Source organism: Micromonospora sp. LZ34 (assembly GCF_052981855.1).
Genome location: NZ_JBRIQN010000015.1, coordinates 1 through 13,684, shown reverse-complemented (window position 1 = coordinate 13,684; position 13,684 = coordinate 1). Strand labels below are relative to the sequence as shown.

Here is a 13,684-nt window from a genome sequence, read left to right as displayed (position 1 = left end):
CCAAAAGCTTTGTTGCATGTGAGACTACCCAACTGGCATGCTCATTCCCAATCGGCCAATCACCCATGAGAACACCACCGGGAGCCCGATCGTGCCTGCCGCCGCCCCACGCAGATCGTTCACTGCACTTTGGGCGTCCCAAGCGTCCTCAAACCTCGCCGACGGGCTGCTGCAGGCCGCGGCGCCGCTGCTCGTCGCCACGCTGACCCGTGACCCGCTCGTGGTGGCCGGTATGACGGTGGTGCAGTTCCTGCCCTGGCTGGTCGCGACCCTCCCCGCCGGCGCGATGGCCGACCGGATGGACAGACGTCGGATACTTACCGCTGGCAACTGGCTGCGCGCGGCCGCGTTCGCGCTGCTCGCCGTGGCCTTGGCGAACGAATGGCGCCATGTCGCACTGCTCTACGCCGCAGTGTTCCTAGCCGGTTGCGCCGAGACGATGGTCGACAACGCCGCCCTGACCATCCCGCCCCGTCTCCTGCCACGCGAGCAGCTCGAACGCGCCAACGGCCGGTTGTTCGCGACCCAGTCCGTCATCAACACCTTCATCGGTCCGCCTGCCGGGGCGGCGTTGTTCGCGCTGGCAGCATCAGCGGCCTTCTACACCGGCGCGGCCGCGTTCGCCCTCGCCGGCCTGGCAGCTCTGCTGCTGCCCACGCTGCGCCCCACCAGCGAGGAACACGGGCGCCGCCGCTCGACCCCGACCACCATCACCCAGGACATCCGCTCCGGATGGGCCTACTTCTGGCGCCACGACCTGCTGCGCCGAGTCGCGTTCATCTCCGCGGCAATCAACTTCTTCGGCGCGGCCACCGGCGGTTTGCTCGTTCTGCTGATCACCGGCCCGTACCAAATGCCCATGTCGCACTACGGCCTGTTCATCGCCGTTCCCGCCGCCGGCGCGATCGCCGGCTCGCTGCTCGCCGAACACGTCGTGCCCCGCATCGGCGGCGGCCCCATCACCTGGCTCGCCGCCCTCGCCCCGGCCGCCAGCTACGCCATCCTCGGCCTGGGTCAGAACACACCCCTCGCCCTTGCCGGCATGTTTTGCGCTGCCATTGCCACCTCGCTGAACCAGATCGTCGTCAGCACCCTGCGCCAAGCAGCAGTCCCCGACGAACTCCTCGGCCGCGTCACCGCCGCCTACCGCCTGGTCGTCCTGGGTGCCGTTCCCCTCGGAGCCCTCGCCGGCGGCTTGCTCGGACGCAGCCTGGGAATCCGCGCCACCTTCATCGCCGCAGCCCTCGGACTCATGCTCGCCGCGCTCCTGCTCGCCTCCCGGGTCACCACCCAAGCCCTCCGTGACGCCGAAACAACCCATCGCACCACCCGAGCCCTCCGTGACGCCGAAACAGCCCATCACCCCTGATCCTCGTCGCCGCCGAGGGCGCGAAGCTGAGCTACCGCGTCGGCGCCGGGCGGCGGCACGACGCGGGGCGCGGCGGGCGCTGCTACCCGCCGACGCCACCGAGGTACGCGTCACCCCTGCCGGCGGCACGGCCACCACCGTCCCCGTCACCCCGTAGCCGGCCACCGGATCGACGACGGGCACCACCACGTCCGTGGCGGTGCCCGTCGTCGTCAGGATCAGCGGCGGTTGTAGCGGTACATGGTCAGGGTGCCGAAGACGACCACGAACGCGGCGCTCCACACCAGCGTCCACATCGTGCTCGACGGGTCCGATTCCCCCGACATCACCGCCCGCACCGACGCCACCAGCTGGGTGATCGGGTTGACCTTGACGAACGCCTGCAGCCAGCCGGGCATGGTGGCCGGCTCGACGAAGACGTTGCTCAGGAAGGTCAGCGGGAACAGCACCATCATGCTGACCCCCATCACCGACTTCTCGCTGCGCAGGACCAGGCCGAAGAATGTCCACACCCAGGAGAACGCGAACGAGAAGACCACCAGCAGGCCGATGCCGCCCAGCACGCCGAGCAGCCCGCCGTCGGGGCGGAAGCCCAGCGCCAGCCCGACCCCGAGGATGACCACGGCGGCCAGCACGTAGCGCAGCACGTCGCCGAAGATCATGCCGACCAGCGCGGCCGGCCGCCAGACCGGCAGCGTCCGGAACCGGTCGAAGACGCCCTTCTCGATGTCGGTGTTCAGGCCGACCCCGGTGTACATGGTGATCATCACGACGCTGGTCACCATGATGCCGGGCAGGAAGAACTGCAGGTAGTCCCGCGGGCTGTCGGCGAGGGCGCCGCCGAACAGGTAGGTGAACATCAGCACCATGATGATCGGGAACGCCGTCACGTCGAACAGCTGCTCCGGCACGTGCTTGATCTTTAGCATGGCGCGCCAGCCGAACGTCAGCGACGCCGACATCGGGCTCGGGCGCGGTGGCCGGGCGCCCGGCGCGAGGACGGTCGACAGCGCCTCCGCCGACGGTACGTAGACCGTCGGGGCCGGCCCGGTCGTGGTGGTGGCGTTGCTGCTCATCGGGCTGCCTCCAGCTGCTCGTCCCGCTCGTCGGCCGGTGTGGCGGGGTGGTCGGTCAGGGCCAGGAAGACCTCGTCCAGGCTCGGCTGGCCGAGGGAGAAGTTGTCCACCACGATTCCGGCGCGGGCCAGGTCGCCGAGCACCCGGGCGGCCTGCTCGCTGGCGTCGAGGTCGCTGCCGTCGCCGCCGACCCGGGCGGTCAGCGCCACCGGGTCGGGTTCGAGCTGCACCGGCACGCCGAGCGCCGCCTGCAGCAGCCGCTCGGCCTCGGGCCGCTGGTGCGCGTCGCGCAGTCGTAGGTGGACGGTGCCGGAGCCGACCGAGGACTTCAACTCGCCCGGGGTGCCCTCCGCGATCACCCGGCCGTGGTCGACCACCGCGATCCGGCCGGCCAGTTGGTCGGCCTCGTCGAGGTACTGGGTGGTCAGCAGCACCGTGGTGCCGTGCGCCACCACCGCCCGGACGATCTCCCACACCTGGTTGCGGCTGCGCGGGTCCAGGCCGGTGGTCGGCTCGTCGAGGAACAGCAGGTCCGGGGTGTTGAGGATGCTGGCCGCGATGTCGATGCGCCGCCGCATGCCGCCGGAGTACTTCTTGACCTGCCGGTCGGCCGCGTCGGTCAGCCCGAACGCGGCGAGCAGGCTCTCCGCGCGCTCGCGGGCGGCCGGCTTCTTGTGACCGAGCAGCCGGCCGAGCAGGATCAGGTTCTCCAGCCCGGTCAGGTCCTCGTCCACCGAGGCGTACTGGCCGGTCAGGCTGACCCGGGCCCGGACGACGTCGGCCTGGTGAACCACGTCGTGGCCGAACACCCGCGCCCGCCCGGCATCCGGGCGCAGCAGCGTCGCCAGCACCCGTACCGCCGTGGTCTTGCCGGCGCCGTTCGGGCCGAGCACCCCGTAGACGGTGCCGGCGGGCACCGTGAGGTCCAGGCCGTCCAGCGCCCGGGTGTCCCCGAACGACTTGGCCAGGCCCTCGGCCTCGATGGCCGGGCCGGTGCTGCGTCTACTCATGATCCCTACCTTCCTTGCGTACCTGTCAGGAGACGTACGGGCGCGCGGCGCGGCCGTCGCGCAGTGCCAGGCCCCACCAGCACAGCTGGTCGAGCAGGACGCGGGCGGACCGGCGCAGCTGGTCGGTGGCCAGCGGCGTCGGCTCGCCGCAGAGCAGGTCGACGCCGACGACGTCGCGCATCGTGACGGCGTGCAGAGCGGTGAAGACGGTCCGGAGCTGGTCGACCGCGTGCAGGCCGACCGAACCACAGCCGTACGACACGAACCCGACCGGCTTCGCCTGCCACTCGTCGTACGCGTAGTCGATCGCCTGTTTCAACGAGGCCGGGAAGCTGTGGTTGTACTCCGGGGTGACCACGACGAACGCCTCCGCCCGGCCCACCTGCTCGGCGAACGACCGCATGGCCGGGGTCGGCGCCGCCGGGTAGCCGGCGGGGAAGTCGTAGTCGGCGAGGTCGACCACGGCGACCGCCAGCCCGTCGTGCCCGTCCGCCTGGTCGACGAACCAGCGGGCGATCCGGTCGCCCGCCCGCCCCTCGCGGGTGCTGCCGATGATCACGGCGAGTCGCAGTGGGCTCATGGTTCCTCCTCCCGGCCGCTCCGGTCCCACCCGTCAGGCGCGAGAAGCCGGCCGGCGGCCCGCTAGTTCGGATCTAGCGGGCCCGCGAGGCTCGGCGCGTTCCGGCGCCGGAGTGTCGGTGGTGGCTGTTTGAATGCGCCGGAAAGAAACGGGGGGACACGATGACCGACGTGGGCATCGCGCCGTGGAGCGAGGACGACCTCGACCTGCTGCGGCAGCTCAACGCGCCGGAGATCCGGGCGCACACCGGCGGCCCGGAGACCGATGAGCAGGTCCTCGCCCGGCACGAGCGCTACGTGCGTTTCGGCGACACCGGCAAGGGCTGCATGTACGCCGTGGTGCTGCCCGACGGGGCCCGGGTAGGCAGCGTCGGCTACTGGGAACGCGAGTGGCGTGGCCAGCAGGTCTACGAGCTGGGCTGGGCGATCCTGCCCGGCTACCAGGGGCGAGGGTTGGCCACCGCGGCGGTGCGCGCGGCGGTCGACGTGGCCCGCGCCCGGCGCACCCGCCGCTTCGCGCACGCCTACCCGTCGGTCGACAACGCCCCGTCGAACGCGGTCTGCCGCAAGGCGGGCTTCACCCTGCTCGGCGAGACCGAGTTCGAGTTTCCGCCCGGGCACCTGATGCGCTCCAACGACTGGCGGCTCGACCTGACCGGGTAAGCCGTGGCGGCGGGCCGCAGCGGAAAGCACCGGGCCTCAGGCCGCCGCCCGCCCCGACGGGTCGGGGCGGCGGGCCAGCAGCCGGGCGTTGGCCGCCTCGACCAGCGCCTCGGGGTCGTCGGCGTGGAACCGCAGCTCGGTGACCTGCTCGCCGCGCGCCTTGCGCGTCGGCACCTCGATCGGCTCGCGCAGCAGCAGGTCGATGCTGGTCTGGTTGGCCATGCCGAGGCTCACCGTCACGTCGTCGCCGCTGCGCTCCACCTGGACGCTGCCCTCCGGCGGCATCGAGCGCCGGTTGACCCGCAGCCGCTCAACCGCCGACCAGGGCACGGTCATGTCGAGGGTGATGCCGTTGCGGATCCGCAGGCCCGCCTCGCCGACCACGTGCGGGTGCACCTTCAGGCTGGCCAGCAGGCCGAACATCCAGAACAGGCCGTAGATGCCGAGGCCGAGGACGATGTTGCTGACGATCTCCCAGGGCAGGATCATCTCGAAGATCGGGATCTCCACCGCGGAGATGATGATGAAGATCCACATCAGCGTCATCACCGCGCCGCTGTAGCTAAACGTCCGGTCGCCGGGGCGCAGCGCCTCCGGCCGGCGGAAGATCCACCGGTAGAGGCTGCGCCACATGCCGATCTCGTAGCGGGTGGCGAAGCGCAGCAGCTTCCAGGCCTTGGCGATCACTGATCCTCCTCGCGGATCTCGTGGGCGAGGCCCTGCTCGCGCAGCCGGCCGAGGATGTCGTCCAGCCCGGCGACGAGGCAGTCCAGCCGCTCGGCGGGCATCCCGCCGAAGAGCAGGTCGGCGAAGCCCTGCTGGTCCCGCTCCATCGCCTCGATGGTGCGGGCACCCTGCTCGGTGAAGGTGACCAGGAACGCCCGCCGGTCGGTGGGGTGCGGTTCGCGGGTGACGAAACCGGTGCTCACCAGGCCGTCGACCAGCCCGGTGACGGTGCGGGGGCTGACCCCGAGGGCGTGGGCGAGTTCCCGCTGGGTCACCGGGCCGCTGCGGCGCAGTTCCCAGAGCAGGGTGGCCCGGGAGGTGGTCAGCCCCTCCCGGGCCAGGCCGCGGCTCATGTCGTCGCTGAGCACCACGACCAGTTCGAGCACCCGGTCCAGCGCGGTGGTGAACCGGTCCCTGTCCGACACCGTTACCTGCCTTCATAGTGAGTGTGCATCACTATGATGCCACGTCACTGAGTGCCCCGACGAGTCGGGGCGCCGCTACCGCGCCTCGTCCAGCCGGGCCCGCTGCTCCGCGGTCAGCTCCAGGTCCACCGCGGCCAGCGACTCGTCCAGCTGGGCCACCGAGGACGCCCCGACCAGCGGGATCGCCGGCACCGCGGCGCCGATCAGCCAGGCCAGCACCACCTGGTTCACCGTCGCCCCGGTCTCCTTGGCCACCGCCTCCAGCGTGGCCAGGCGGCCGGGGACGCTCGGCAGGTTGTACGCCTCACCCAGCGCCTTGTCCGGGCGGGTGTAGCCGCCCCGCACCAGCGGCGAGTACGCCACCAGTGCCAGCCCGGGCTCGGCCCGCAGGTAGGAGAGCAGGTCCGGGCCGGCCGAGCCCGGGTCGCCGTCCCGGTCCAGCTCGCTCGGCAGGTCGGTACGCCGGTGCAGGTAGGTGTGGTGGTACTGGAGCACCTCGTAGCCGGGCAGCCCCGCGGCGGCGGCCAGGTTGCGGGCCCGTTCCACCCGCCACGCCCGGTGGTTGCTCGCCCCGAGCAGGCCGACGGTGCCCTCGGCGACCAACTCGGCGAAGCCCTCGACGGTCTCCCGCAGCGGCACCCGGTGGTCCTCGATGTGCGCGTAGAGCAGGTCCAGCTTCGCCACGCCGAGCCGCTCGCGGCTGCGCTCCGCCGACTCCCGGATCACCCTCGCCGACAGCCCCTCCGGGTTGTCGAGGTAGCTGGTGCCCGGGGCGAGCGGGCGGGCGCCGAGCTTGGTGGCGACCACGATCTCGTCGCCGACCCCGCGGCTGCGTCGCCACCGGCCGAGCAGTTCCTCGCTCTCCCCGCCCTGGCCGCCGTTCATCCAGAACGCGTAGTTGTCGGAGGTGTCGATGAAGGTGCCGCCGGCCTCGACGTACCGGTCGAGGATGGCGAACGACGTCGCCTCGTCGGTGGCCGTGCCGAACAGCATGGCGCCGAGGCTCAGCACGCTCACCTCGCGGCGGGTCTTCGGGTCGGTGCCGATGGTGCGGTATCTCACGGATGTCCCCTCTCACGCGGCCCGCCAGCGCAGCGCTGCGGGCGGACAGGGACGAGCCTCGGTGCTGGAGTGCACTCCAGGTCAACCCCGGCTCAGCAGGCTCGAGGTCGACCCCCGCTCACCAGGGCAGCACGCCGTACCCGCCGCCACCGTCGGCGAGGTGCCCCCAGAGCTGGCCGGAGGGGCCGTCCCCGGGCAGCGTGGCCAGGTGCACGCTCACCTCGGCGCCCTCGTCCGCGCTGCGATAGCCGTGGTGGCCGTTCAGGTCGGTGGCGCAGTAGCCGGGGTTGGCCGCGTTCACCTTGATCGGGGTGTCCCGCAGTTCCTTGGCGTACATCGCGGTGACCATGTTCAACGCCGCCTTCGACGACGGGTACGGCACCGAGGTCAACGGCCAGAAGGAGCTCTCCGGGTCGGTCATCGTGCCGATCGAGCCGACCTCGCTGGAGACGTTCACGATCCGGGCCGCGGGTGCCCGCAGGAGCAGCGGCAGCAGCGCGTTGGTCACCGCCACCACCCCGAAGACGTTCGTCTCGTACACCAGGCGCAGCGTCTCGACGGTGGTCTCGCTGGGCAGCGCCCGCTCGCCGTCGCCGAGCACGATGCCGGCGTTGTTGACCAGCACGTCGAGCCGGCCGTACTCCTCCTCGACCAGCTTGGCGGTGGCCGCCACCGACTCGGCGTCGGTGACGTCCAGCGGCACGAACCGGGCGTCCGCGCCGCCGGCCCGTAGCTCCCGCTCCGCCGCCCGGCCCCGCTCGGCGTCCCGCGCGCCGACCAGCACGGTCATCCCACGCGCGCCGAGCTGCCGGGCGGTGGCCAGCCCGATTCCCTTGTTGGCCCCGGTGACCAGGGCGATCATGTTCGTCATGACCTCGACGCTGCCTGCACGGCCGGGCCGGCGGGAGAGACCGGCCGAGGCTGGGACCGGCGGTACCACCCTCGCCGCCACCGGCTGGGGCAAGCTTGACGACATGACCAGCACCGGCCTGCGACGCGACGAACTGGCGGCGTTCCTGCGCAGCCGCCGCGCCCGGCTGCGCCCGGCCGAGGTCGGCCTGCCCGACGGCGTGCGCCGCCGCACCCCGGGACTGCGCCGGCAGGAGGTGGCCCAGCTGGCCGGCATGTCGGTGGACTACTACGTCCGCTTGGAGCAGGGCCGGGGCCCGCACCCGTCCCGGCAGGTGCTCGCCGCGCTGGCCCGGGCGCTGCTGCTCACCCGGGACGAGCGGGAGTACCTGTTCCGGGTGGCCGGGGAGAGCCCGCCGCCGACCGTCGGGCCCAGCCGGGAGGTCAGCCCCGGCCTGCGGCACCTGATCGACGCGATGACCGAGACTCCGGCGTACCTGGTCGACGCCAGCTACCAGATCCTGGCCTGGAACCGGCTGGCCAGCTATTTCGTCGGGGATCTGGCGGCGGTGCCCGCGGCCGACCGCAACATGATCCGCTGGATGTTCCGGACGTCCGACGACGGGTACTGGGACGACCCCGAGGTGTTGCGCTTCGCCCGCACCTCGGTCGCCGAACTGCGGGCCGCCTACGGTCGCCACCCCGGCGACCGGGGCCTCGCGGAGCTGGTCACCGAGCTGCTCGGCACCTCACCCCGGTTCGCCCGACTGTGGGCCGAGCACGACGTGGCGGAACGCCGCCCGATCGTCAAGCGGGTGCCGCACCCCGACCTGGGCTCGCTGGAGTTCGAGTGTCGGGTGCTGCACGTGCCGGAGACCGAACAGCGGCTGATCGTCTACGTCCCGGAACCCGGATCACCCACTGCGGCGATCTTCCGCCGGCTCGCCGAGCGCATCGGCACATCCGGCTGACCGGGGCCGGTTGCCGCACGGCAGTACTGCGTCGGCTTGGGTTCGCGGATGCGGCGCTCAGGCTGGGTCGAGCGAACTGAACTGGATGCCGGCGAGTCGCCACCCGTCGGGCAGTTCGATCCATACCTGGCTCAGTCGGACTTTTAGTGTCATCAGCTCACCACGCCAGGTCGCCCGGCTGTGCTGGGCGCAGCGCACGATCGCGGCGCGGTCGTAGCGGCGCACGTCGAGTTCGGTTGTCGTCAGGGATAGGTAGGCGAAGTCAGCGTGTCGGTCGATCCACTGCCGTTTGTCCAGTAGGTAGCCCCGCTCGCCGATGGACATGAAGTCATCCGCCAGCAGGGCGTTCAAACGGTCCGTGTCGGCGTGCAGTTCGGCGTGGTCGAATGCCTGCTGGAGTTCGCGGATGTCAGCTGTCACGTGGGGGTCCTGTCGTGCGTGGTGTCGTCTGGACGGTCAGATTGCCGAGAAGCGCTGATGGCAGTGTGTTTCACATCGTGACGACGAGCTTCCCGGTCGTGTGCTGGCGGACGAAGTCGACGCATGCTTGAGCGCCCTGGTCGAGGGTGTAGCGGCGCCCGATCGTGGCCGGTAGCTCGCCACTGACCGCCAGTTCACCGACCTCGCGCATCCCGCCGAAGGTGCCGTCCATGTCCAGCACGAAATGCAGACCGACGTCGTCGCGGTCGATCCAGTCCTGCTGCGGTACTGGGTAGGTGATCGTGAGGAGGCGTCCGCCCGGGCGGATGGCGCCTGCGACTCCGGCAAGGTGGTCACTCGGCAGGCTCAGGTTGAAGGCGACGTCGACGTCGGACGGGTACCCGAATTCCGCGTATCCGATGGTCTTGTCGGCACCGAGAGCTCGGAGGAGGTCGGCGTCAGCGACAGTCGCCGTGGCGATCACCCGCGCCTTCGCGGCGGCGAGCAGCGGGATCACCGCGGTTCCGACGCCGCCGGTCGCGCCGACGACCAGGACGGTTTCGCCGGGCTGCACCGCGGCGGTGGCCATCAGCGCCCGTGCGGTCAGGCCGACGGTGGGCAGCGCGGCCGCCTGCTCGATGTCGAGGCCAACCGGGCGGTGCGCCAGGAACGGCGTGTCGGCCTCGAAGACCGTGTACTCGGCCAGTGAGCCGGTGCTCAGCGACGGCCGGATCGCGCCGGCCATCGCCCGCAATGCCCGCGGCACGGCATGACCGAAGATCTCGTCGCCTACCTGGTAGGCCGTCACGCCAGCGCCGACCTCGCTGACCGTGCCGGCAAAGTCGTTGCCCGGCACGTGCGGAAACCCCAGCGGCACGACGTCGCGGAAATCGCCGCTGGGCAGCCGGACGTCCGCCGGGTTGATCGAGGCGGCGGCGATCCGGACCTGAATTTGTCCCGGCCCGGGCCTGGGCGCCGGCACGTCCCCCACGGTGTATTCCTCGGGCGGCCCGTAGCCGGTCACGACAACTGCCTTCATGCGCTTCCCCCATAAACGGACCGAGCGGTCATGTTATCGGTCGCGAAGCTAGCAATAAACGGACCGGGCGGTCAACTTGCTAGGGTGGCAACGTGACCACCGCCCGCCCGTTGCGTGCCGACGCCGCCCGCAACCGACGGCTGCTACTGGCAGCCGCCGCCGACGAGTTCGCGGAACGTGGCCTGGACGCCTCGGTCGCCGACATCGCCCGCCGGGCCGGTCTCGGAAAGGGCACCCTGTTCCGTCACTTCGCCACGAAGGACGACCTGCTCGCCGCGATCGTCCTCGACCGGATCGACGAGCTCAACGCGGTCGGCGAACAGTTGCTCGACGCAGCGGACCCGGGCGTCGCGCTGCTGAAGTTCCTCACCGTCGCCGCGGACCAGCAACAGCAACGCGACCTGTCGTTCCTGCAGGAGGCCGGCGAACTGAACGCGGACGTGACCAGAGCCCGCGAGCAGATGTTCCGCACCGTGCACAAGCTTGTCGATCGGGCACGTGAGCACGGTGCCGTACGAGCCGACGTCACCGGCGCCGACGTCATCCTGCTGATGTGCGCACCCAACTACGTCACCAGCTACCTGCCAGACGCCCCGACCGACCTGTGGCGGCGATACCTCGCCATCATCTTCGACGGCCTACGCCCGGAAGGCGCCCACCCGCTGCCCCACCCGCCGCCAGCCGCTCCTTGACCGGCATTGATGAGTCGGGGCCAGCGCGGGTTCGCCGGCATGACCAACATTGCCGCCCTTGGGCTTCTTGACCGGGTGGCGGAAGCCGTCGCCGGCGTTCTCGCAGCCGAGGTCGGTCAGGGTGGGAATGTCCAGGGTGCAGGCGAGCCGGTTGAGGGCGTCGACCAGGCGTGGGTGCGGGCGCAGGTGGTGTCATGCTCGCGGCCGGGGCGGACCGGGCGAGCCCGTCTGATGGCCCTAGTCAGCCAGGAAGATCGCGGATCTGTCGGACGGGCGGCCTGGCCAATACTCTGAGCCCCATCCGCACTGCCTGGGGAGAGTCATGACAAGTAGGTTCACCGAGTTGGCCGTTGACTGCCACGATCCGGAGAGGCTTGCGGCCTTCTGGTGCGAGGTCCTGGACTTCAAGGTGATCGACCGGAGCGAGGGCAAGGTCGAGATCGGCTCCTGGGTGCCGACCGTCGAGGATGTTCGGGCCCGTCAGATGCCGCCCACCCTGCTGTTCATCCAGGTACCTGAGGGCAAGACCGTGAAGAACCGGCTTCACCTCGACGTCAGCCCAATCGACGGCAGCACCGAGGACGAGGTGACCAGATTACTCGGCCTCGGCGCCACCAAGACGGATGTGGGCCAGGGGTCAGACCGAAACTGGGTGGTCATGGCAGACCCCGAGGGCAACGAGTTCTGCGTCCTACGCACCCTGGCACCGCAGACCTAGGCTGCGAGCGGCCACCGCACCCCATCACACACCGCAACCGTCACGTTGCCGAGAAGACCTCAGTCCGCTGCGGACTCGGCCACGATCCACAGCGTGCCCGATCGCAGCGACCCTTCCCGCTTCCCGGCGAGGTCGGGTCAGGCGGCTGGTTTGTCGCGGGAGATGAGGTCGGCGTCGGCGTGGGTGCGTTGGAACTCGAGATCATTTGAGGTGTAGGCGTCGGAGGTGATGTTGGAGTGCGGAGCGCTTCCTGGATCTCATTGAGGGGCGACGCCGACGTTGGGTGCGGCCGGCTCGGGGTCGACGGGTTGGGTGGGGGTGCTCGCGATGCGTCGAGTGCTTCTTCATGTGGTTCGACTCCGCGCCGCGGTGATGCGCTGACACTCTCAAACCGGCGTTTGTGTGCTCTGGCGAACGCCCTCCGATCTCACAGACGTCTCACGATGCCTCACAAGGTCCACACAGTCCCGGTTCGACACGTTTCGCCGATGGCGGGCCAGGACGTCGGCACGGCGCGGTGGTGCGGGCCGACGGTCGTGTCGGTCCGTGCCAGCCGGGGTGGTCGTAGCTGAGGCCACAGCTGCTGTCGATGACATTGGTCGTCGGTGGCGGGCATGCTCAGACCGGCAACACGGCAATGATCCCCACTCGTGTCACTGTCCATGCGATGGCACTGGCATGCGATCTCATTGTTGACAGAACGGTGTCATGTCATCCGGCCCCGGTCGGTGCGATGCCCGTTGTCAATCCGCAGCTCACCGTCGGCCTGTCCCACACATGTCAAAGATGCGGGTCGATTGGTGAGTCGTGTGCCAGCGACGGTGTCAACCACGGCGACAGGCAGGCGGTGCGGGTGCCGCTGTCGGGAGACGTTCGGGTAAGCCGTCTGCCTTGCGTCGGCTTTGCGGCGCCGGCGTGTCAACCGGCCCATGACACTCGATCGTGGCGCCTGCCAGTTATGACACCGCCTGTTCGTGTCATGACATCTCCGGCGTCGCTGGGTGCCACCCGTGGTCCTTCGTTGACCACCCCTACGGCCGGCAGGGAGCGGCCCCCCAACCTCGCGGACCACCAATGAGGCCATGTCGTCGCGATGCGCCAGCGCCTCGCGTCTGCGGCCCGGAGCCCCTACCACGTGCGCCGCACGATCTCATCAAGCAATCACAGGGATGGGTGACCGCTGTTGAACTGCGTTGTGAGCACGGAATTGTCCTCAACGATGAGGCGGGAGCGTCACGAGCACCGGACTCACAAAAACCCCCGACCTCTCACAGGCGTTTCTCATTTCTGGCGGACCTGCTCGACGACGCGCCCCGCCCTTGCTGACTGGCGAGGTCCACCAGGGCGCTGCCTGCAGTCATGTCCGGTCCCGTCCGCGGTGCCGGGTAGCTGCGCATGCGTGACCTGCACACACAGGCCGCCGACAAGCTGACAGCACTTTCCGTACCAGTCGTTGGCTGATGAAGGTCGGCGGGGTGCCCGCCGTGTGAGTCGCTGTGAGATCGAGGGGCGTTCGCAGGAGCACACAAAGTGCGGTTAGAAGGTGACGGAGTCTCGGCGCAGCCGCTGCCTCCGAGGCTGTCATCACCGCAGTTGGCACAAGCCGCAGCAACGCGCCTACCACGTTCGACGGGACAGACGCCTCTACCGCGCCACCTCGGTGTGCTGGTCACTCTCCTGCTGGCAGCCGTGGTCCTGCCCCGCCGCCTCCAGAGCGGGCTCCTGGCAAGGTCGTGCGTGACGGTTTCGGCCCTGCGTCACTGTGTCCAGTGCTTCCCCACCGCCGGGTTCCCCATACGCAGGGCCCGGTGTGGCAAGACCCTCTCCGCGCGTCTGCCGCCCTCGGGCAACGGCTTGCTGTCCGTGGTGCGGTCCGTGCTGGTCGACGATCCGGGGTCCGTCTTCAGATGGACGGCCACACGGACTCCCACCACGGGCTGTCAGTGCAGCACCCGGCCGGTGTGACAGCTTCGGCCGCTGCTCAGAGACACCTAGGTGTCATCTCTTCCCCTACCGCAAATTCCGGAAGGAAACCGCTGTGCCTGACCAGGTCCTGCGCGTGCAGTCCGTCCTGACCGCCCGCGA

At 70.2% G+C, this 13,684-nt stretch carries 14 protein-coding genes and 1 pseudogene; 5 read left to right on the top strand and 10 right to left on the bottom strand.

The window, feature by feature from the left end:
- Positions 1-37 precede the first annotated feature (37 nt).
- On the top strand, positions 38-1,369 hold the full coding sequence (locus ACVCAH_RS17645; RefSeq protein WP_447137240.1) for an MFS transporter: 1,332 nt from the start codon (positions 38-40) through the stop codon (positions 1,367-1,369).
- Between the two features lie 218 nt (positions 1,370-1,587).
- Here the strand turns inward: ACVCAH_RS17645 and ACVCAH_RS17640 are convergent, their stop codons facing one another.
- From ACVCAH_RS17640 to ACVCAH_RS17630, 3 genes are read right to left on the bottom strand one after another with little or no spacing between them, the layout of a single operon-like run.
- Positions 1,588-2,445, bottom strand: coding sequence for an ABC transporter permease (locus tag ACVCAH_RS17640; protein ID WP_447137239.1), 858 nt, complete (start codon positions 2,443-2,445; stop codon positions 1,588-1,590).
- Positions 2,442-3,455, bottom strand: a complete 1,014-nt coding sequence (locus ACVCAH_RS17635; protein WP_447137238.1) for an ATP-binding cassette domain-containing protein — start codon at positions 3,453-3,455, stop codon at positions 2,442-2,444. Before ACVCAH_RS17635 ends, ACVCAH_RS17640 begins: the two co-directional genes overlap by 4 nt.
- Before the next feature lie 25 nt (positions 3,456-3,480).
- Entirely contained in the window at positions 3,481-4,035 is a 555-nt protein-coding gene (locus ACVCAH_RS17630) for an NADPH-dependent FMN reductase (RefSeq protein ID WP_447137237.1), read from the bottom strand.
- Positions 4,036-4,196: 161 nt separating this feature from the next.
- On the opposite strand from ACVCAH_RS17630, the gene ACVCAH_RS17625 reads away from it, so the two are divergent.
- Positions 4,197-4,697, top strand: a complete 501-nt coding sequence (locus ACVCAH_RS17625; RefSeq protein WP_447137236.1) for a GNAT family N-acetyltransferase — start codon at positions 4,197-4,199, stop codon at positions 4,695-4,697.
- A gap of 36 nt (positions 4,698-4,733) precedes the next feature.
- On the opposite strand, the gene ACVCAH_RS17620 is transcribed toward ACVCAH_RS17625, so the two are convergent.
- The 4 genes from ACVCAH_RS17620 to ACVCAH_RS17605 form a co-directional block, all read right to left on the bottom strand.
- Positions 4,734-5,384 carry a PH domain-containing protein gene (locus ACVCAH_RS17620; protein WP_447137235.1) on the bottom strand — a complete coding sequence of 217 codons (651 nt, stop codon included), beginning with the start codon at positions 5,382-5,384 and terminating at the stop codon, positions 4,734-4,736.
- Positions 5,381-5,848 (bottom strand): MarR family winged helix-turn-helix transcriptional regulator, encoded by a 468-nt coding sequence (locus ACVCAH_RS17615; RefSeq protein WP_447137234.1) that lies wholly within the window; start codon positions 5,846-5,848, stop codon positions 5,381-5,383. The genes ACVCAH_RS17620 and ACVCAH_RS17615 overlap by 4 nt, the downstream gene beginning before the upstream one ends.
- Before the next feature lie 75 nt (positions 5,849-5,923).
- Positions 5,924-6,910: an aldo/keto reductase gene (locus tag ACVCAH_RS17610; protein WP_447137233.1), complete on the bottom strand. Its 987-nt coding sequence runs from the start codon at positions 6,908-6,910 to the stop codon at positions 5,924-5,926.
- Positions 6,911-7,028: 118 nt separating this feature from the next.
- Positions 7,029-7,781: an SDR family oxidoreductase gene (locus tag ACVCAH_RS17605; RefSeq protein WP_447137232.1), complete on the bottom strand. Its 753-nt coding sequence runs from the start codon at positions 7,779-7,781 to the stop codon at positions 7,029-7,031.
- On the opposite strand from ACVCAH_RS17605, the gene ACVCAH_RS17600 reads away from it, so the two are divergent.
- Positions 7,780-8,730, top strand: a complete 951-nt coding sequence (locus tag ACVCAH_RS17600; protein ID WP_447137231.1) for a helix-turn-helix transcriptional regulator — start codon at positions 7,780-7,782, stop codon at positions 8,728-8,730. The two genes, ACVCAH_RS17605 and ACVCAH_RS17600, sit on opposite strands and share 2 nt — an antisense overlap.
- A gap of 57 nt (positions 8,731-8,787) precedes the next feature.
- Here ACVCAH_RS17600 and ACVCAH_RS17595 read toward each other — a convergent pair whose 3' ends face one another.
- Together ACVCAH_RS17595 and ACVCAH_RS17590 are read right to left on the bottom strand one after the other, a co-directional pair.
- Positions 8,788-9,150, bottom strand: coding sequence for a DUF4440 domain-containing protein (locus ACVCAH_RS17595; protein WP_447137230.1), 363 nt, complete (start codon positions 9,148-9,150; stop codon positions 8,788-8,790).
- A 70-nt stretch (positions 9,151-9,220) separates the two neighbouring features.
- On the bottom strand, positions 9,221-10,189 hold the full coding sequence (locus tag ACVCAH_RS17590; RefSeq protein ID WP_447137229.1) for an NADP-dependent oxidoreductase: 969 nt from the start codon (positions 10,187-10,189) through the stop codon (positions 9,221-9,223).
- Between the two features lie 92 nt (positions 10,190-10,281).
- Between ACVCAH_RS17590 and ACVCAH_RS17585 the strand changes: the two genes are divergently transcribed.
- Positions 10,282-10,881, top strand: a complete 600-nt coding sequence (locus tag ACVCAH_RS17585; protein WP_447137228.1) for a TetR/AcrR family transcriptional regulator — start codon at positions 10,282-10,284, stop codon at positions 10,879-10,881.
- Between the two features lie 45 nt (positions 10,882-10,926).
- Here the strand turns inward: ACVCAH_RS17585 and ACVCAH_RS17580 are convergent.
- Positions 10,927-11,099: pseudogene (locus tag ACVCAH_RS17580) on the bottom strand (IS5/IS1182 family transposase); the annotation flags it as partial.
- A 104-nt stretch (positions 11,100-11,203) separates the two neighbouring features.
- On the opposite strand from ACVCAH_RS17580, the gene ACVCAH_RS17575 reads away from it, so the two are divergent.
- Positions 11,204-11,599 carry a VOC family protein gene (locus ACVCAH_RS17575; RefSeq protein ID WP_344560344.1) on the top strand — a complete coding sequence of 132 codons (396 nt, stop codon included), beginning with the start codon at positions 11,204-11,206 and terminating at the stop codon, positions 11,597-11,599.
- Positions 11,600-13,684: the final 2,085 nt, after the last annotated feature.